The organism is Asticcacaulis sp., assembly GCA_024707255.1.
Classification (GTDB): Bacteria; Pseudomonadota; Alphaproteobacteria; order Caulobacterales; family Caulobacteraceae; genus Asticcacaulis.
Window position 1 is genome coordinate 255,989 of record JANQAC010000002.1, and the last position, 19,267, is coordinate 275,255.

A 19,267-nucleotide genomic window follows, 5' to 3' on the forward strand; every position below is an offset into this window, starting at 1 on the left:
TAGGGCAGATGGATTTTATCCCGATAGCGATATTCTGGGGGCTGGCCCTGATGGGCCTGTTCGGCAATCGGTCGATCCTGATCTATCTCTTTTTTGCGACCATGCCCTTTGGGTCTTTTGCCGTTTTCCCGCCAAGCATGACCATGGGCCTGACGCTCACACCCACGCCGATCGTTGCCTGCATCCTGTTCCTGCGTACCTTCATGACCGGCAAGGCGGTCAAATTTGGGACTTCCGCGATCCTGTCGCCGCGCGGTCTGCTGTTGCTGACGCTGTTCTGGGCCGTCGCCGTCCTGGTGACGATCTTCAGCCCCCGCTTTTTCGCGGGCGCCATCACGATCGTTCCGATGAAGGTGACACGGTTTTTCCAGTCCGAGCTCCTGGAGCCGACGACGCAGAATATTTCACAGATCATGTATCTGACCATTTCGGCCATTACGGTCGTCACCTTCGCGCGTCTGATGCTTGACCCCAAACAGCAGCAGAATGCGCTCAAGGGCCTGTGCATCGGTGGTGTGGTGGCAGTCGTTACCGGGATATTGGATTATGCCAGCCATTTTGTCACTCTGGGCTGGCTGCTTGCGCCATTCCGCACGGCCACCTACGTGTTGATGACGGACGTGACCCTGGAAGGCGGCACCCGACGGGTTGTTGGCCTTATGCCGGAATCGTCCGTCTATGGCGCCCTGTGTACGCAGTTGCTGACCTTGCTGTATTTTCTGCGTCATGCCATCACAGATACATTCTACAGGAAAAAGGTGGTTCCGGTCGTGGCGACGCTGTTACTGCTGTTTGTCTGGCTGTCCACGTCATCATCGGCATATGTAGCTCTGGTCGTGTTTTTCGTCTTTGCCCTGTTGGAGTTTTTGTGGCGCGCCAAGAGTGCGCGACACGGTACCCGTGCCGGGCGTGAACTGGAACTGGAGTTCTGGGCCGCTTTTGGTGTAGCGGCGCTGATATTTGCGGTTTTCGTCATCCATCCGGAAGTCTTCGACCCCATTTTCCGGCTGTTTGACCAGATGGTGCTTAAAAAGACGCGTACGGTTTCCTTCGAGGAGCGCAGTTTCTGGACGGCGACCTCGTGGAAGGCGTTGTTTGACACCTATGGACTGGGCGTCGGGATGGGCGGTACGCGCACCTCCAATGAGGTGGTCGCGGTATTGAGTAACACCGGCTTTTTGGGGGGGCTGCTCTATTACGGCTTTGTGCTGCAATCCATGCTTCGGCGCGCCTATCCGGGGGATACGGTCAATGCGGCGCTGGTTTCCGGTCTGCGCTGGTCATTCCTGCCGGGGCTCACTGCGGGCATACTTGCGGGCACAACGGCGGATTTCGGCCTGAAAAACGCCTTCCTGTTCGGCACTATATTTGCCGCGGCCCTGGTATCCTGGCAAGGCCGGCACAAGAGCGGCGCTGCCGTTCCGGCTGATACCGGGACACAAAAAATATCAGTTTAGCAAATTTCAGGCGCTGGCAGCCGAAAGCGGCCGGTCCCTTTGTGGGTGGGCCTTTTGATGCCAGGCCCATGCCGTGCCGATTATGTCCTCCAGAGAGGAATAGCGCGGCACAAAGCCAAGAACGTCGCGGGCGAGCGCGGGCTGCGCCACCAGTATGGCCGGATCGCCAGGGCGGCGGCCGCCGGTGACCGCCGGCATCTTGCGGCCGGTGATCCGCTCGATTGCCGACAGGATTTGCAGCACGGAATAACCGGTGCCCTGGCCCAGGTTGTAGGCGCCGCCAGGGTGGCCATTCGCCAGGAGGCGTGCCGCCGAAATATGGGCCTCCGCCAGGTCCTTCACATGGACATAGTCGCGGATCGCCGTGCCGTCGGGCGTTGGGAAATCGCTGCCATGGATGACGAATTCGTCGAGATGCCCCAGCAGATACATCAGGGCGCGTGGAATAATGTGGGTTTCATTGTCGCGGAATTCACCGATCTCACCATCGAAATCAGCCCCTACCGCGTTGAAATAACGCAGGGCGATCGAGCGAATGCCATAGGCTGTGCTGTAATCACCCATCATCTGTTCGCAGATCAACTTGCTGCGGCCATAGGAATTGATCGGGTTCTTGGCGCAGGTTTCAGCGATCGGTACGGTTTCCGGCTGTCCGTAAATAGCACAGGTCGAGGAGAAGACAAGCGAACGGCAGTCTGTCGCACGCATGGCTTCCAGAACGGACAGGGTGCCGGTGACATTGTTACGGTAGTAGCTGGCCGGGTCCGTCACGGAATCCGCGACGCTGGCCAGGGCGGCGAAGTGCATGACGCAACTGGCATTATGCCGACGAATGGTGTCGCTGAGCAGGGTCGTATCGAGCAGGTCGCCCTTGACCAGCGGCCCGTATTTGACAAATTCTTCGTGACCAAGGGACAGATTGTCATAGGTTACCGGCTGAATGCCGGCCTCATGCAATGTTTTGCAAGCCTGGCTGCCAATATAGCCGGCGCCGCCCAGAACAATGATGGTTTCCATAGGGTATGTCCGCTTTGTGAGTGGCCTTAAATATATAACTTGCTGATTATATGATTGAAATTAACATTCAAATAATCTCCGCTTTCGAGGCGTGAATTGTATTGTGCGGCAGTGGTTAAGGCAACAGGGCCTCAGGCACTGGCATGTTTTCGACTTCGGCGATCATCCGCAAAAAGCCGGCGCGCCGCCCGCTGCCATGTATATTTCCCGGCCTGGACCTTTCCCCGGACGCGCATGTCGTTTCTTAAATCCTCATCAGTCATCAGCCGAGAAATCTGTGCGGCCCAGGCCGCCGGGTCATGCGGATCGGCAACAAGCGCCGCATCTTCACAGACCTCCAGCAGGGAATCGCAAGACACGATGGCCGGGCAGCCCTGCAGCATGGCCTCAAGGGGGGAGGCCAAAGCCCTCGGTCAGGGACGGACAGGCATAAGCCGTCGCCCCTTTCATCAGGCCGACCAGTTCGGGATCTGATATACGGCCGAGAAATACGACATTCTCGGGCACCGTGTGACCGGCGGCTTCAAAATCTGCCGCCGATGCGCCGCCGAAAAGCGCCAGGGTGGCCTGTTTCAAAGCGGGATCGGCGAAGGCTTTCAGGAGGATGCCAATGTTCTTGTGGAACTGGGTATTCGCCAGGGAGAGGACGTAAGAGCGGCTATCAAGTCCGAGACGCGCAACCGCGGTTTCATCCGGGGTAATGCGCAGAATGTGATCGCAGCCGTGAGGAATGATGCTGATTTTTCCCGGCTGGCGCTACACCATAGCGCACAAGGTCTGATTTGGCGGCGGCGGCACCGGTGAGGATATGTTTGTGGTGGTGGCCGATCACGGGCAGGGCGATTTTATACCAAAGGCGAAAGGCGAGGGAATAGGAGGCCGGCATGGAATAGACCTGCGTATCATGAAGCATGGTCATGGCATTGCGCCTGATGAGCGGACCCGCATTGCAGAAACCGACGCACAAGCCATCGGCCGTGAGACGCGGCAAATCGAGTTGTTCCCACAGGACACCTTTCAGCCGCCCCCCAATCTTGCTTCGAACCTTGGCTAGCGCCGGTCGGTGCCGCACCTTAGGGGGCGTGACCAGGGTCAGGTCAAACGCAGAGGAGAGCGCTGGTTCCTCGGCAAGCAGCTTGTCGACCGCCACAATCATTTCCTGGGCCACGCGATGCACGCCCGACGGAACGGCCGTCAGGAAGCGACCGTTGAAATAGATTTTGCGGGGAGGGCGCTTATGATTAATCGCTGCCTCTGGCTTGACGTCCGCCGATGAAAGTTCAGTGCGTCCGTGCATGATTATGTCTTCAGGGGAAATATTGTCAGCGTTCATCAGTTTTGCGGATGTCGAAATGGAGGAAACGGGTAATTTTATAATGTCTATATTTGGCATAGACCCCTTTAAATATCGTTAGTCTATTATTTGCGACCATCGGTAAAAAGGGCCTCGCCCTGCCTTGCGACCTCCTTTATGTTGCGGGCTGGCAGATTAGAAGCATACGGGGTGAGGGAAAAGCGCATGGGGTGGCAAAGATATTCGGCCTGGTTGTGGCCGGCGATCGTTTCGGCTGTCGTCCTGGTGGCCTTTGCCATACGCGGCTCTGATCTTCCCGCTGCAGCCACGATGCTGACAGCAGTCTTCGCTGCTTTGGCCGCGATAGCATTTACCCTGCCTGTCGCGGAAAACCCGGCGCTGGCGCAGCGTAAGGCCGTCAGGAACTTGTTGATTTATCTGAGTTTTTTTGTCGTGGCGGTGAGTGTTTCCGCAACCTTCGCCGTTTATGATCACTCGGCGGTCTGGCTTGAAGGGATAAAACTGGGCGGGGTCATTTGCGCCTTCATGCTGGGCCTGCGCTGCTCACTGACGGATGACGGGGCAAGGAGACTATTCGATGCTCTGCTCTATGCGGGGGAAGCTGGGCTTTGGCTTCCCTGATTATGTTTATCCTCGATCCGGCGGGCATATACGGCGTTATTAAATTCGGCGCCGGACGGCTAACGGGGGCGTTCAGTTCTCCCAACAGTGCCGGCACCCTGTTCGGCGCCCTGGGCGTCATGGCGCTGGGGCGTGTTATCAGTCGTGTCCTGACCCGACGGGAGGCGCAGATACTGGAGCGCATCGATCCCGTAATGGCGGGCGTTTGCGCGGTCAGCCTGGCCGCTCAGATGCTGACGGTTTCGCGCGGCGCCATTATATCCACAATGGTTTGCCTGGCGCTGCTGTCAGTCCTGCTGTTGCGCAATCATCTTTCCCTCCCGAAGCTGGCGGCCGTCGGCGCAGCAATCGTTATGGTCTTGATTGTTATCTTCGCTACGCCATTGGCGAACCTTATCGGGCGTCTCGACGGCATAGACGGGGATGCACAGGTGCGGGCAACCATACTGAAAAGCCATTTCAGTTTTGCCATGCAGCAGCCCTGGCTTGGATCGGGTCTTGGATCGTTCAATACGGTGAACAGTCATATCGTAACAGCGAAGGATTATTCCGAACTGGCGGTTATCCGCGCCACCCACAATGTCTACCTTCAGTGGTTCGAGGAAACGGGCGTTATCGGCCTGGCGGGGCTGGTGGCGCTAAATCTCGCTGTTCTGCTGCCGATGATTTCAGCGGCGCGGCACCGCAGTCAGATGGGCGGGCGTATCTGGGCCATACTGGCAGGATACCTGGTTTTCCTGCTGCATGGCTTTACCGACTACGCGTTTCAGGAACCGGCGCTGGCGCTTTTCGTGGCCTTGCTGCTGGGGAGTGGTTTTGCCATGGCCACCAACACGGCAGCGTCGCGCGCGTTCGGCGCGGGCTGAGATCAGAAGACGAGTTGCAGGAGCACGTACCAGAAGCCGGCGCAAATAATCGACATGCCAGCGAGCGTCCAGCCGAAAGGAATTTTGGTGACGGAAGGCGAGGCGGATTCGTGCCGCGCATCCCAGGACTGTTCCAGGCCGGCCTGCAGGGCCAGGGCGGGGGACTGATGCGCCGGCATGTCGGCATGGGCTTCCGTCAGCCGCACGGGGGCGGTATCAGATGGCCGTATTTCCGGCTGGAACTGTGCCATTTCAGGCTTTGCCTTCAAACGCGGCATGGGCTTCTTCCCTCACTGGCATTACAATATCCTGAAAGATAGCATTTAATGCTTAAAACTTGCTTTCAGTACTTGGTTAATAAGGTTAAACGAAGGCGTCCTCTCGTGGGCAATAGGTGTCAAATACTCGTTTTCTATATGGTGTAGTTGCCGTCATGATTATTCATATATGTTGTGGGCTGTGAGTTTTTTCTGAAAATATTCTGATAAGGTCAGAATGCTGGGTGTCTACAAATGGGATGGGGTAATATAAGCTGCCGTCGTAAGGTTGGCATGTTTCGTGCATATCGTCTTGCAAACGGATAAAAGGTGGCGTTAAGGCATTTGGGTCAGGTGGAAATTTTTGGTATAAAAATACCTTTATTTTTGCTGTGACAAAAAAGGCCAAACAGTGGCAAAAAATGCGCAAACCCTATATGCTGCATCACTTGCACCTTGACTCCGATGACGTTACACAAGCTTAATTTCAGACGGATAAAGTCGATTGGAAAACCTGATGTACTATGTAAGGGGGCAGAGCGTTCAGATTGACGGCAATGCCGATCTGACCTTGCAGTATGCGATCATCGAAAGGTCGCGGCCGTCCTTTCGTATATTCCAGACCGTGCGCCGCCATTCGTCTGACGGACTGATCCGCCTGCTCGATATCGTGATCAGCCTGTTCGCGCTGATTTTCTTTGCGCCCGTGCTTGTTATGGTCGGCCTGATGGTAAAGGCGCAGGATGGCGGTTCGGTATTTTATGGCCAGACGCGCATCGGCCTGGGCGGCCGGGATTTTACCTGCTTCAAGTTTCGCAGCATGTTGACGGACTCGGAGGTCCGGCTCAAAAATCTGCTGGCCACCGACGCTGCTGCGCGCGCGGAGTGGATACGTGACCATAAGCTGAAGAATGATCCGCGCATCACCGGTTTTGGCCGCTTTATCCGCAAGACCAGCCTGGATGAATTCCCGCAGCTTTGGAACGTGCTGAAGGGGGATATGAGCCTGGTGGGCCCGCGTCCGATCGTCCAGGACGAAATCTGCAAGTACGGTCGCACCTTCGTGCGCTATGCTTCGGTCAAGCCTGGCATTACCGGTCTGTGGCAGGTGTCCGGCCGTAACAATGTCAGCTATCATCGCCGCGTGGCTATGGACCGCCTGTTCTGCCGCCGTCGCAATGTGGCGCTCTATCTGTATATTCTGATAGCTACGGTGCCCAGCATCCTGGCTCAGCGCGGGTCTTACTGACCGTCCGCTTGGTCATTGAAAACCTCTGATATTTGATCAGCATCACCGGTATTTTGGTAACTGTATCTGGCCCTGTCGGACAAGGCGCGAACTGGCGGCTGACGAGGCTCAAGAAAAGTGCAAAATCATGGGAAAATATTTACATAGTATCGCGTAATTGAAAATTATTCTCGCATTTTTGACGCTTTAAGGCTTAAATGTGGCAACTCCCAGGGGCTGTTTGTGAAGCGCATAACCCTTTTTGCAAAAGGCAATGTCGACGTCCATGACTCGCTGCATTCGTGTCGCGTGGGTGGTAATTTGTTGTGGAATGGCATCAATGACGTCCTGCGGCAAACCAATCCGGGACTGACGGTGCGTTTGCGTCACGAAACGCTCACCCGGTTCGATGCGCTTCTGGGGGCGGAAGGCGTGGTGCCGCCTGAGCTTTCGGCGCGTAATCTGCCGCTGGGCACCTATCCGCTGGCCAGCCAGTTCAGCCAGAATGTCTTCACGACGCCATCGGATGTCGTGATCCTGTCCATCCTGCCGGATGTGGCATCGCGGCTGGTGCGTCACAAGCGCGACGGTTTCCTGTTTTACCCGGCGGAAGCCTTAACCTGGTCTGCCGGAGACCGGGAGTGGCTGCGCAGTGAGTTTGAATCGACAGGCTCTGCCAGCGTCGAGGAGACGATGCAAAACCTCGCGGCCATCGTGAAGCGCATCCGGCAAACCAGGGATGTGCCGATCCTGGTCTACAATCTCTCGCCGGTCATTCCTGGCGATTTTGTGCATTGTTATCTGGGGCTCGATGAAACCTATGCGACCCGCATCAGGCGTTTCAATCTGGCCCTCATAGAGCTGTCTCAGGCCATCGGCATATCTATTGTCGACCTGGAGGCTATCGTGGCGCGTCATGGCGCCGACACACTGAAACTGGATGCCATGCATCTGACGGCGGAAGGATACAGGCGGGTTGCCGAAGAGGTTGTGCGTATTCTCAACGATCTCGGCGTATTTGATGATGAGGAGACGGGTGTATGAAGGCGAGTGTAGTCATCAGATCGAAGGATGAAGCCGATCGTTTGCGGCTGACCCTGACCTCGCTGGCCTGTCAAAGCGAACCCGCTGAGGTGGTCGTGGTCAATGACGGCTCTTCAGATCATACATCGAAGGTGCTGGCAGATGCGCCTGATAGACTGGATCTCAAGGTGGTGCGTCACGCGAAGCCGGCGGGCCGGTCGGCAGCGGCGAATGCCGGCGCGGAAAAGGCGACGGGCGACATCCTGATATTTCTCGATGGCGACACCCTGGCGGCGCCGGATTTCGTGGCACGGCATATGGAGCGTCACAGGGAAAAGCCAAATCTCATTGTGCGCGGTGAAACCTATCACCTGCGCTGCACGCGGCCCTTCCTTGATCCGGAAACCGGTACGGCCAAGCCGGGGGAAGAAGAGCGCGTCGCCCGCATGTCGGCTTCGGAACGATCGCGGTCACTGGTCACGCGCGCGCAGATCGAGACGGATTTTGCCAGTATTGACCGTCGTGGCCAGCCGGGCATCTATCCTGGATTTGGTCCGCGCCGTCTGTATGATCTCGAAATGGAGGCCCTGCGGGCGCCGGTCGATTGCGGTGTCCTGTGGACGGCGGCCTCGGGCGCCAACCAGTCTCTCTCCCGAGCCGCCTTCATTGCCTCCGGCGGGTTCCACCCCAGCATCAGCATCAACGAGCACCGGGAACTGGCTTTGCGGCTGTGTTTGTCAGGCATGTCGATGACCGCCTGCGAAGGACGCAGCTATCACATGACCCATCGCAGCGGCTGGCGTGATCCGCTGGAAGATCTCGAATGGGAAGACATTTTCTATGCGGCGCACCCCCGGCCCGACGTGGCGCTCATGCCCCTGTTCTGGCAAAGCCTGAGCGAACTGGACTCGGTGCCAGAGGCAGCGCGCATCCTGTCCCTGCCGCAACTGGCCGAGGCGGCTGCAAGCTGTGCCGGTCTGGAAGGACGTGAGACGGTTCGTGCCGCCTATATCGCCGCCCAAGTCAATAACGACAGGGCCATGGCGTCAAGCCTGGCGGGCGAGGCATGACACGGATTCAACTGGCCGCATGGGTTACGGAAACTGAGCGCCTGGCGCTTTCCTCCGCCGAAGGTTCGCTCAATGCGGCCCTCGAAGCGGAAGCTTTTGGCCTGACCTGCACGGCTGTGGGGGCGGCGGCTGACCTGACACAGGTGTCGGCGGGAACGAGCCGGCTGATATCGCTGGCGACGCAACTGGCCTCTCTCGATACGCCCTGGGCTGAGGTTCAGGCGGAACTGTCCGCGTGGATTTCAGACCTCGTCGGAACCGGTGATCCGGTGCTGGTGGCCACCGTTTTCCGTTGTGTTCCCGCTCAGCACGACCCGGAAGGCAAACTGTTGACGCGCATCCGGCGGCTGAATCTTCTGGCCGCCGAGTTGTCGCGTGAATTTGGCGTATTTGTTGTCGACCTCGATCGCGTGCTGACCGATATCGGCGGCATGGCGCTGGAAACCGATTACCGTTTGCAGGGCAAGCTGGCTGCGGATGTGGCCGGACAGGCCCTGGCGATGTGCGTGGCGACGAATGCCCTCGATCTTTACATCCCCTTCGAAGCGCAGGAACGGACGCTTGCCTGTCTCAGGGCGCATGACCAGGCCGTGCATCCCGAAGCCGTTCTGACGCCGGCCAACCTGATGAGCATGGGCAGCGGCCGGCGCCGGCAGCGCGTTTCGACGAATACCGATGCCGTTCAGGAAGACCAGGTGCGCTGGCTGATCGATCAGGTCCTGAAGCGAAAAATCGGCCTGGGTGAAGCGTCGCAAAAACTCATCATGGCCGTACGCCGTCGGGGGGCGAAGGAGAGCTTTACCCTTATCGCGGCTGGAATGGCGCGTCTTATCGGCCGAAGGAGAGCCGCATAGTAATGGATCAGATTGAGGCCCTGCGGGGCATGTTGCTTATTCGGGCCTTCGAGGATGGTCTGGCGGCGCGCAAGGATCACGGCTTCCAGCTCCTGTCGTCAGGCGAAGAGGCCGTGGCGGTGGGGCTGGCCGCCGCGCTCCAGCCTGGCGATCAGCTTCTGACCGGCGGTCGTTCCATTGGTCCGGCCCTGGCGCGCGGTGTGAAGCCCGCGCACCTGATGGCGGAACTGCTGGCCAAGGTCGGCGGCATCAATCGCGGCCGGGCGGGCCGCGGGCACCTGTCCGATCCGGACGCCGGCTTCTTTGGCTCCCACGCGGTGGTGGCCGGCAATATCAGCATCGCGGCCGGTGTGGCGCTGGCCCGACAGATGGCAAATGATCCCGGTATTGTCGTGATCCTGTTCGGAGATGGCGCATCGGGCGCGGGGGGCTTTATGAAAGCCTCAACATGGCGGCTTTGTGGAACCTGCCGCTTCTGTTTGTCTGCAACAACAACCAGTTGTCCGTTTCCACCCCGCGCGAGGCGGCGGTGGCGGCGCAGAATATTTCGGACATCGGCGCTACCTTCGGGCTGTGGACGCGTGCGGTCGACGGCCTCGATGTCGAAGCCGTTGCGGAGGCTGCAAGGGAAGCGGTGGATCATATCCGCCAGGGCAAGGGACCGGCTTTCCTTGAATGCGCCTCCATCCGCCTGCGTTCCCATTCGACCACGGCGCGCGAAACCCGCAGCCGCGACGAACTGGCGGCGCTCAAACTGCGTTGCCCGATCGAACGCTACGTGGCCTATCTGCAAACGACTGGGCATCTTGACGACATAAGGACAACGCAACTGCGCGAGGAGGCCCTGCAGCGCGCCGCCGAAGCCATGGCGTTCGCGGAAGCCTCGCCCTATCCTGACGCTGCAGAGGTCTTGCAGCATGTTGGATGATAAGATGATGACCACACGCATGTTCTTCCGTGAGGCTGTGGCGCGCGCGGTGCGCGAGGAAATGAAGCGGGACGACAAAGTGTTTGTCCTGGGCCAGGATGTCGGTTCCTTTGGCGGCTCCTACCGCGAATTCGACGGCCTTTTCAAGGAGTTTGGTCCGAAGCGCGTCAGGGATACGCCGGTAGCCGAGGCGGCTTCGGTCGGGATCGCAGCCGGGGCGGCGGCGGCCGGTTTCCGGCCCCTGGTCGTTATCACCTATATGGACTTCCTGATGATCGGCTTCGACGCGCTGATCAACTATGCCGCCAAGCTGCGCTACAAGACTGCCGGGGGGCTGACCGCGCCGATGGTCGTCAAAACCACGGCCGGGGCGCAAGGGCAGGGCGTGGCCCACTCCCAGTGCATCGAAGCCTGGCTGATGAGCGTGCCCGGCCTGACGGTGGTGGCGCCTTCGACGCCGGCAGATGCTTACGGGCTGATGAAGACGGCCCTGCGCAGCGACGGGCCGGTGGTATTTGTCGATCACAAAAAGCTGTTCCCCGCGCCGGGCGATGTGCCGGTGGCCGAAACCGCCACGCCGTTTGGTGAAGCCTGCATCCGCCGCGAAGGCGCCGACGTCACCATCACCTGCCACAGCTATATGGTCCGTATAGCTCTGGACGCGGCGGCGAGATCTTGAAAAGGAAGGCATTTCCTGCGAAGTCGTCGATCTGCGCAGCCTGGCGCCGCTCGATTTGAACACCATTGCCGCTTCGGTCGAGCGTACAGGTCGTCTGCTGACTCTCGAAGAAGGCCAGACCACCTGCGGCGTCGGCGTTGAAGTGGCCAGCCAGGTATTTGAAAAGATCGGCTACCGGCCCTGGACGAGAGTGGGCGCCCTGCGCGCGCCGGTTTCTTCCAATCCGGTGCTGGAAGCGGCTTGTGTACCCAATGCGGCGCGTGTTGAAGAGGCCGTTCGTCACCTTCTCGGCAAGTGATTGCCGGTAAATACCCATTTGGAGAATAAAATGATCTATCAGTTGTCAGTCCCCGCAGCCGTTCCGGGCGTTGAGGAAATCCGCATCCTGGAATGGCATGGCGAGGCCGGCGCAAGTTTCGAACCGGGTGACCTGATCGTGGAACTGGAAACGCACAAGGCTATTGTCGAGGTGCGCGCCGGACAGAAGGGGACGCTGCGCAGCGTCCTGGCTGATCCGGGTGACTGGAAAGCCATCGGTCTGCGCCTGGCCCTGTTCAGCGATGAGGCCGATGAGGCCCTGCCGGCAGCCGATGCCGAAGCCGGCGATCTGCTGGTCGAGTTTGATGTTACCTGAATAAGAAAAAGCCGGTCTGATCAGACCGGCTTTTTACTTCATAAGTTTAATTGACGGCGGCAGCAGGCGTCTTGGCCTGCTCCAGGTCCGACAGGCCCTGCAGGATGCTTTCCCGCAGGGCGACCTGCATCAGGCCGCTCTGGTGGATGCCGTCCGGCAGATGCTGCGCGCCGCCAAGTTGGGCAGCCATGGCGTCGACATCTATGATGGTAAAATCGCGTGTTTCGGCAATATCGGTCAGCATCAGGTTCCATTCCTTGGCGGCGATATTCGACAAGGTGTCGCTGAGCGGTGCATCGAAGCCCATATAGCTCGAAATATCCTCATAGCCTGAAGTCGACATGCGATTCAGCACCATCAGATGGCCGCCCGTCGTGCGGTGAAGCCCGTCGATCAGGCGTTCGTAGTCCCGCTTTATGGTCTCGACGGGACGCTTTACTGTTTCAAACGCGGTGGCCAGCCAGGTGCGCACGGCCGGACCGGCGGCGGCCTGATAGTGGCGCATGACGTGCAGGTAATAGCCCAGTTTGCGATGGCGCAGGATCGACTGGGGCTCAACGGCCAGCGACACCAGAACCGCATCCGCGGCGCCCGTGCGCTGGATGCCGTTTGAGGTGAAGATGGAATACTCATCCTTGATGGGCGTGTGCCGCATCACGGACAGCATGGTGCCGATAAACATCCAGTCATCGGCCGATGGCGGCATGCTCAGGGCACGGAAATAACCATAGACATCGTCAGCAATGGCCTGAAACTGCGCCGGTGTGCGTTCAATCTGATCGAGCAGGATCGGCAGGCACGGGGCAATCGGATGATCGGGCACGACCACGAATTGCGAGGCGGCGCGCCTGGCCTCGAACATTTCCAGGAAGGCGCATTGTTCGCCCTGGATGACACCCGATACATCACAGACGCCAAGGCACAGCAGGGTGGTGGGGTTTTCACCACCATCGGACCACCAGCCCCGGCTGCGGCCATGCCAGCCGGGCAGGAGGCCGGCCCGCGTGTCGGCCAGACCCGTCATGCGCCGTCCCGCCAGCATCAGATGCCGCAGGGTATCGGCGCTGCCATCCCCGGTTTTTTCATTGGTTTCCAGATGCGCAATGACCGTATCGGCATCCCATGGGTCGCTGCTGCGAATGCTGAGATAGCCGCCGCGCGCAATCTTTGGGTCGAGGCTCAGTATGCCGCTGACTCGCGGCGCCAGAGCGACCTGCAACTCCTGTTCTTCGGCGAAAGGCGAGGGCGCGGTGACACGGGCGCCGGTCGGCTCCAGGGTGATGTTGCAGTAGGCGATGGGCTGGTTGGCAAGGCACATCTGGCCGCTTTCGCGCAGCCAGCGGACGCTCGACCGGACGATCGTGTAACCATCGGCCTTCAACTGGCCCAGCGTCAGCGCCACCCTGGTCATCTGTTGTTTCCGGTCCACATACCTTCGTGATGGATGATGCCGGCGGTTGTTACCCGCACGGCGCGGGCCGGGGCCTGATCGAGCGGTTCGTCCGCCGTTGTGCTGAAGAGGGCAATCGGGGCATCCAGCTCAAAATATTCGCCCGGCTGAGCCTTGAACTGACGCAGAAAAGCCGGCTCGCGCAGGATCAGGCGATAATATGAAACTGGCGGGCATTCCTGGGCGAAGGCGCTGCCGAGATCGATGCTCAGGTCCATGAACTTGCTGCCCAGCTTAAGGGCCTCGCCTTCGGCGGTATAAAGACATTCAACGGTGGCGCCCGTCATCTGTGGAATAATCAGGGGCAGGCGTAGTTCGTATATCATTTCAAATCTCGGTCGGGGTTTGAAGTCTGTATAATATTGCAGCCTAGCGTTAAGCGGGTACAAGGGAAAGCTGCAATATGTCGACGCCCGGTCAGGCAACGCGGCTGGGCTGTCAAATTCTGTTACACTGTTATGGCTTTTTCATTCTAACGTGCAATTTCCGTGCCTTGTATCTGCTGTACACCCGGCATGACGGCGATTTTGCCGGCGAGCCGAGCTGAGTCCTGAAACTGGACGATATTGTTGCCGCCGCCCGCGACGATGACGACAAGGGCCAGTGCCACGCCGGCATATCTGGCGGGAGAAAACCAGGACATGGCCGCCAGGACCGTGAGCATGGGGATGACGTGCATGGCGTAAAGAAATGTCACTTCGCCGTAAACACTGTGAAGCAGCCCATTGGCCAGGAGCATCAGCCCGAGGCCGATTGAAAACGTATGGGCCTGTCTATTTTGGATGGCGCCCCAGATCCCCAGCGCCAGCAGGCCCAGCCAGGCAATCATGGCGACCAATCCGGCGGGGGTGTGGCCGGTAAACCTGCCGAACTGGTTTGTCTCCACCAGTTCGCCCCCCTGATTTTCAGCTCTGGCAGGGGGCGCGACGACGCTGGCTGTATAAAGGACCGCCACATTACCGATGGGATTCCAGCCAGTATGCAATTGACCTCTCTTTTCCATCACCGGTTCAGAAAAGCTGACCGCGTCCCATTTCAATCCCTGTGGGTCGATAAAGATACGCGCATCCTTGAAAAGGAAGAACTGCGTGATCGACAAGGCCAGGACAATGCCAAGGACGCAGGCCGAGATCAGCAGGAAAGGCTTCAACCTCCAGCGCACGAAAGTGGCGATAAGGCCAGCCGCCCAGTTTGTCACCGTGATGGACAGGGTGAAGGCACTGACAATGATCCACCAGCGACGTCTGCTCTTGTGGCCAGGCGCCATCAGAAAAAGCGCCATCAGGAGCGAGGTGCAGGCGATGGGGTAAAGCTCAACGACGGCGCTCCAGAAGATGACAGCGGCGCTGCCGAGGAAAAGGCTGGCAAAAACGGCGGCGGGGATGCGGGGAAGGCTGATGCGCCGCAGGACAAGGAAAATCATCCCGCCATTCAATGCACAAAAAAGCAACACGACCATGCGGGCGGCCGTGGTGGGCGACAAGCCCAGGGTGGTGAGCAGACCGCCGATGGGGTAAAGCAGGATCGAGGTGATAGGATGCACGGACGTACGCCAGTGACTGCCGCCACGGTTCGTCATGTTATCGATGACGCGGGCAATATCAGCCTGGAACCAGATATTCTTGTATTCAAGCAGGCCCGGTTCGTGGCTGGTCAGCGAAAATCCGCTGACCGCAATGCAGATGGCAATAAGGCAGAAACACGCAGCGATCAGCAGATCGATGCGGTCCATGACAACAGGTTTGGCGGTTTCATCACGACCAATTTTATGCCACACCCTGTCGATGACATTGTTGTTTACAGCGTCATCATAAATGCCGGTCATACGACCGGTGATTGCCTTAAAATTCATTGATACCGGTACTCAAGGGGAGGAGCTATATGTGCATACCGCACATTTTCCACTTTTGGGTGAATGCTTATCAATAACGAATCGATAATCGGGAATTTAATATGTCCTAATATGGACCGGTCAATTGCGCATTTCTCGACAACCTGGCGACGAAAACGCCAGACAGCATTCTGGTGGTTCAGCGTATGGCCACCGTATCCCGGTAGCTGAAGGTGCCGTTCAGGTCGAGGAGCTGGATATCGACCCCTTCGTCACGCTTCGTGCGTAAAATGTGCCAGGCTGGGGGCACCGCGATACCGATCGCCCCGACGAAGGATTGCGGCAGGCATTCGGTCACAAGGCGAGCATCGGTCCGGCCGTAGAAATGGTCTCGCCAATCCGAATCCTCGCCGCCGTTTGACAGATCCCAGCTCAGGAAGTCAAAGGGTGTCCAGCCGCTGTTGTCGAGCCAGGCCTCGGCCCAGTAATGGTTGGTTGGCGAGTTGAGATACATAAAATTGCCGCCGACCAGACGCGCGGGGATACCTCTGGCCCGGCACAGGCCGACAAACAGGGCCGAGGCCAGTTGGCAGTCATAGATGCCGCTTTCCGTCACCCAGTCGAGCGGGGCCTCAACGGATACCTGGTCATAATGGATCGGGCAGAACTGGAACTCGTTCATGACATAATTCCAGAAGGCGCGAACGGCACTTTCCGGTTTGCTGTCTCCGGCCAGGCGCTCCGCCAGGGCCGCGATCTGATCGGAAATCACGATTAGCCCTTCCTTCGGGCGAAGATAGAGGTCACGGTCAGTGGGCGGCGGCAGCGCATCCTGGGCCTGCGGTTCCAGCGTCAGGGTCACGCCGCAACTTATCTCAGGCGCCGAGGCTGTCAGAACCTTCACCTCCAGCCGGCCGTCGCTTTTGCGTTCCTGGCTGGCTTCCGTGGGCAGATGAGTCTCAATGTCGAGAGTTTTATACCGCTCCGCCAGCGGCAGCGGCATTCGCAGGCGAAGGGATTTATCGGGTGGAAGGCCGGATATGTTGAAGGTCCGGCTGTAGGTCATGACAACCCTTGGCACCGGATTAAGGTTTTCAACAAACTGCCGCAGGGTCGGCATCATGCGGAGGAGCCAGAAGTCGTCTCGACCTTGCCGGCCGGCCGTCTTCAGGTGTGAAATGACTTCGACCGGATCGTACAGCCGCTGTCCGGTATCATCCATGCGTGTGGGCAGGCCGTCTCTTGTGGCGCGGTCCAGCGCTTCTCCGGCCTGTTTTCGGGCGGCCGTGAGGTCGGCCTCGCCGGCATAGCCTTCGAGAACCAGCATACCGGTCATCAATTCTTCCGGGACCGAACGGTATATGTCACCGAAAGCCTGACCTTTTTTTGTCATTTCAAACCTATTTCTCGACAGCGTAAGCGATGATGTGGGTCGGCACGCGGCGCGCCTGGCCGAGATCCGCCCAGCCGCCGGATACGATCAGCACGATCTGCCGCCCGGATTTCGGGGCGCGATAGGTTATCGGTGTGGCCTGGTTACCTTGCGGCAGACGCGTAGACCACAGTTCACGACCGGTCAGGCTGTTCAGCGCGCGCAGCCGCCGGTCGCCGACGGCGCCGATAAAGGTCACGTCCCCGGCTGTCGTCATCGGGCCGCCGACAATCGGCGGCGCGCCCAGCGTGAAGGGCAGATGGCTGGCAATGCCGAACGGCCCCACGCCTTCGGCGGTGCCGAGCGGGCGTTGCCAGACGATGCGTTTTGAAACCAGATCGATCGCGGTTAGCTGGGCATAGGGTGGGCGCTGGCAGGGTATGCCGAGCCGGGTTATGAAGTAGTTCAGTTCGGCGCTGTAGGCAGTGCCCAGTTGCGGGTTATCGCTGTTTGCGTTGTTCGTCTGTTTGATCAGCTTCAGGCGGTCGGCGATGTGCAGGGTGGGCACGATCAGCAGATGACGGCCGGGATCGACGGAAACGCCGCCCCAGTCGACGCCGCCGGCCATGCCGGGATAGATCAGGGAGCCCTGAAGGGAAGGCGGCGTGAAGTCGCCGTCATACCGCAGTTTCTGGAAGGCGAGCCGGCAGAACAGCCGGTCGAAAGGGGTGACGCCCCACATATCGACGTCTTTGAGGCGCGATCCGCCGAGGAAAGGCATGGCCACGGAAAAGGGCTGCGTCTTCGATGTCCACTCGCCGGCAACGTCCGTTGCGGGAACAGTCCGCTCTTCGACAGACGTGATCGGCTGTCCGGTGCGGCGGTCAAGGACGAACAGATCGCCCCTTTTCGTGGCGATGATGACGGCGGGCAGGGTCTGCCCCGCATTCGGTATATCGGCCAGGACGGGTTGCGCCGAAAGATCATAGTCCCACAGGTCGTGATGGACGGTCTGGAACACCCAGCGCGGTTTGCCGGTCGCCAGATCAAGCGCGACGAGCGCCGAGGAATAGCGCTCCCATTCCGCCTTGCGATGCTGGCCGACAAAATCAGGCGTGGCATTGCCCATGGGAATATAGACCAGGCCCAGTTTCGGGTCGGCGCTGAAAATCGACCAGGCATTGGGCGTGCCGCGGGTGTAGGTCTCGCCCGCCGCAAGTGGTTTTGCGGGGGCCTCCGTCCGTCCCATATCCCAGGCCCAGCGAAGCTGACCGGTCCGGACATCATAGGCCCTTACCACGCCGGAAGGTTCGCCCACCTCGTGATTATCCCGCACCAGGGCGCCGACCACGGCAACGCCGTTGGCAATCGTAGGCGGCGAGGTTACATAGTAAAAGCCCTTTTTAACGTCGCCGAGGCCGGCGGTCAGGTCGACCTGACCACCCTTGCCGAAGCCCGTGCAGGTCTGGCCGGTCTCCGCATTGAGGGCGATCAGGCGGGCATCCATCGTGCCCATCAGCAGGCGGTGCGGGCATGTCGCGTCGCGCGTATCTTCGAGATAGGCCGGGCCGCGGCAGATGCTGGCGCCCGTCGCTGTCAGGTCGTTATGCGGATCGTAACGCCAGACCTCGCGCCCCGTTTCGGCATCGAGGGCCAGCACCAGGTTATCCGGCTGGCAGATGAAGACCTTGTCGCCGACCTGAAGCGGGGTCACCTCATCCTTGCGCGGGGCCTTGCTGTCGGAAACCGGCGCCGGCTCGACAAACTCCCAGAGCTTTTTCAGTTTTTTCGCATTCTGAGGGGTAATGTCCGACACGGGAGAAAACTTGTCGGCGAGAGGGCCGCCGCCGAATGCCGGCCAGTCGCCGGAAAGGGAAGCCGGGGTGCGGGCGGCAATGGCTTGCGCCCTTGGCGTATGAGCATTGGCGGCAATCACGGCTATGGCCAGTACCGCCAGGGCGGCAGGGCCGGCCATCCATCTGTAAGTGGGCAGGGTCTCCCACCACTGGCTTAGCCGATTTGGGCGCAGGTGGTCGCGCATCATCGGCAAATAGAAGAAAGGCAGGATGCCGCACGCCAGGTCAACGCGCGGCAGCAGGGACCATCCGTCGAGGCCCACCTCAGCTATCGCAGCAATCCAGGTGAGTATAAAATATGCAATGAAAAGATGAAACGCGGAGCGTCGGCGGCGAAAAAATCTGCACGCCTGAGGCGATCAGAAGCGTTGGCAGGAAAAGATCTGCCGAGAATACCCCCTTTCGCAGCAGCAGGGCGCCCCCCAGGCAAAACAACAGCCCGCAAAGGATCAGAAAGACGGCCAGGCCCGCAGGATAAAGGCGCTTTGACAAAGGCTTGAGCCAGGCTTTCAGCATATCCAAAATGACCACCCCAGGAATTGCGGAACCCCTTATAACGGATGCCTGAGCGCTGACAATCCCCGGCCGGGGCAATGATTTTCACCTGTATCATTTAAAAATGACACGGCTGACGCAAATGACGCGCATGACTTGCGTAAAGGCGTCGCGAAACCTTGCACTGCAATAGCTGATAGGATAGCGTTTAGATATGTTTAAATATAGAGCACAATCTTAGGAAGCTGCCGGTCTGTGCATAATATTGTTTTCTTTGTCCATTTTCTCATTACAGTCGCGGGTGTGCTGGGTAT

At 59.1% G+C, this 19,267-nt stretch carries 20 protein-coding genes and 1 pseudogene; 11 read left to right on the forward strand and 10 right to left on the reverse strand.

Annotated features, from left to right (window positions below; translation table 11 throughout):
* The first annotated feature begins 8 nt into the window (after positions 1–8).
* Positions 9–1,457 carry a hypothetical protein gene (locus NVV72_12415; GenBank protein ID MCR6660094.1) on the forward strand — a complete coding sequence of 483 codons (1,449 nt, stop codon included), beginning with the start codon at positions 9–11 and terminating at the stop codon, positions 1,455–1,457.
* 6 nt (positions 1,458–1,463) lie between these two features.
* Here NVV72_12415 and galE read toward each other — a convergent pair whose 3' ends face one another.
* The 3 genes from galE to NVV72_12430 all read right to left on the reverse strand — a co-directional run bounded on the left by galE (position 1,464) and on the right by NVV72_12430 (position 3,807).
* Positions 1,464–2,474, reverse strand: a complete 1,011-nt coding sequence (galE, locus tag NVV72_12420) for a UDP-glucose 4-epimerase GalE (protein MCR6660095.1) — start codon at positions 2,472–2,474, stop codon at positions 1,464–1,466.
* Positions 2,475–2,861: 387 nt separating this feature from the next.
* On the reverse strand, positions 2,862–3,176 hold the full coding sequence (locus tag NVV72_12425) for a glycosyltransferase (GenBank protein MCR6660096.1): 315 nt from the start codon (positions 3,174–3,176) through the stop codon (positions 2,862–2,864).
* Positions 3,163–3,807, reverse strand: a complete 645-nt coding sequence (locus tag NVV72_12430; GenBank protein MCR6660097.1) for a hypothetical protein — start codon at positions 3,805–3,807, stop codon at positions 3,163–3,165. The genes NVV72_12425 and NVV72_12430 overlap by 14 nt, the downstream gene beginning before the upstream one ends.
* Before the next feature lie 186 nt (positions 3,808–3,993).
* Between NVV72_12430 and NVV72_12435 the strand changes: the two genes are divergently transcribed.
* The gene (locus NVV72_12435; protein MCR6660098.1) at positions 3,994–4,410 is read left to right on the forward strand and encodes a hypothetical protein; all 417 of its coding nucleotides are present in this window, start codon (positions 3,994–3,996) and stop codon (positions 4,408–4,410) included.
* A complete protein-coding gene (locus NVV72_12440; protein ID MCR6660099.1) occupies positions 4,398–5,276 on the forward strand; it encodes an O-antigen ligase family protein in 879 nt (292 codons plus the stop codon). Before NVV72_12435 ends, NVV72_12440 begins: the two co-directional genes overlap by 13 nt.
* 2 nt (positions 5,277–5,278) lie before the next feature.
* Here NVV72_12440 and NVV72_12445 read toward each other — a convergent pair whose 3' ends face one another.
* Positions 5,279–5,554 (reverse strand): hypothetical protein, encoded by a 276-nt coding sequence (locus NVV72_12445; GenBank protein MCR6660100.1) that lies wholly within the window; start codon positions 5,552–5,554, stop codon positions 5,279–5,281.
* A 496-nt stretch (positions 5,555–6,050) separates the two neighbouring features.
* Between NVV72_12445 and NVV72_12450 the strand changes: the two genes are divergently transcribed.
* From NVV72_12450 to NVV72_12485, 8 genes and pseudogenes are all read left to right on the forward strand, one after another.
* Positions 6,051–6,782: a sugar transferase gene (locus NVV72_12450; protein ID MCR6660101.1), complete on the forward strand. Its 732-nt coding sequence runs from the start codon at positions 6,051–6,053 to the stop codon at positions 6,780–6,782.
* Positions 6,783–7,004: 222 nt separating this feature from the next.
* A complete protein-coding gene (locus NVV72_12455; protein ID MCR6660102.1) occupies positions 7,005–7,805 on the forward strand; it encodes an SGNH/GDSL hydrolase family protein in 801 nt (266 codons plus the stop codon).
* Complete coding sequence (locus tag NVV72_12460; protein MCR6660103.1) at positions 7,802–8,854, forward strand: glycosyltransferase; 1,053 nt, start codon at positions 7,802–7,804, stop codon at positions 8,852–8,854. The genes NVV72_12455 and NVV72_12460 overlap by 4 nt, the downstream gene beginning before the upstream one ends.
* The gene (locus NVV72_12465; GenBank protein MCR6660104.1) at positions 8,851–9,708 is read left to right on the forward strand and encodes a hypothetical protein; all 858 of its coding nucleotides are present in this window, start codon (positions 8,851–8,853) and stop codon (positions 9,706–9,708) included. Before NVV72_12460 ends, NVV72_12465 begins: the two co-directional genes overlap by 4 nt.
* A 29-nt stretch (positions 9,709–9,737) precedes the next feature.
* A pseudogene (locus tag NVV72_12470) lies at positions 9,738–10,636 on the forward strand (thiamine pyrophosphate-dependent dehydrogenase E1 component subunit alpha).
* Entirely contained in the window at positions 10,626–11,315 is a 690-nt protein-coding gene (locus NVV72_12475) for a hypothetical protein (GenBank protein MCR6660105.1), read from the forward strand. Before NVV72_12470 ends, NVV72_12475 begins: the two are co-directional and overlap by 11 nt.
* Before the next feature lie 40 nt (positions 11,316–11,355).
* On the forward strand, positions 11,356–11,613 hold the full coding sequence (locus NVV72_12480) for a hypothetical protein (protein ID MCR6660106.1): 258 nt from the start codon (positions 11,356–11,358) through the stop codon (positions 11,611–11,613).
* A gap of 30 nt (positions 11,614–11,643) precedes the next feature.
* Positions 11,644–11,949, forward strand: a complete 306-nt coding sequence (locus NVV72_12485) for a hypothetical protein (protein MCR6660107.1) — start codon at positions 11,644–11,646, stop codon at positions 11,947–11,949.
* 46 nt (positions 11,950–11,995) lie between these two features.
* On the opposite strand, the gene NVV72_12490 is transcribed toward NVV72_12485, so the two are convergent.
* The 6 genes from NVV72_12490 to NVV72_12515 form a co-directional block, all read right to left on the reverse strand.
* Positions 11,996–13,360, reverse strand: coding sequence for a hypothetical protein (locus NVV72_12490; GenBank protein ID MCR6660108.1), 1,365 nt, complete (start codon positions 13,358–13,360; stop codon positions 11,996–11,998).
* Positions 13,357–13,725, reverse strand: a complete 369-nt coding sequence (locus tag NVV72_12495) for a hypothetical protein (GenBank protein MCR6660109.1) — start codon at positions 13,723–13,725, stop codon at positions 13,357–13,359. Before NVV72_12495 ends, NVV72_12490 begins: the two co-directional genes overlap by 4 nt.
* A 146-nt stretch (positions 13,726–13,871) precedes the next feature.
* Positions 13,872–15,224 carry a hypothetical protein gene (locus NVV72_12500; GenBank protein ID MCR6660110.1) on the reverse strand — a complete coding sequence of 451 codons (1,353 nt, stop codon included), beginning with the start codon at positions 15,222–15,224 and terminating at the stop codon, positions 13,872–13,874.
* Positions 15,225–15,429: 205 nt separating this feature from the next.
* A complete protein-coding gene (locus NVV72_12505) occupies positions 15,430–16,566 on the reverse strand; it encodes a transglutaminase-like domain-containing protein (GenBank protein ID MCR6660111.1) in 1,137 nt (378 codons plus the stop codon).
* Between the two features lie 64 nt (positions 16,567–16,630).
* Complete coding sequence (locus tag NVV72_12510; protein MCR6660112.1) at positions 16,631–18,721, reverse strand: pyrroloquinoline quinone-dependent dehydrogenase; 2,091 nt, start codon at positions 18,719–18,721, stop codon at positions 16,631–16,633.
* Between the two features lies 1 nt (position 18,722).
* Positions 18,723–18,980, reverse strand: coding sequence for a hypothetical protein (locus NVV72_12515; protein ID MCR6660113.1), 258 nt, complete (start codon positions 18,978–18,980; stop codon positions 18,723–18,725).
* Positions 18,981–19,267: the final 287 nt, after the last annotated feature.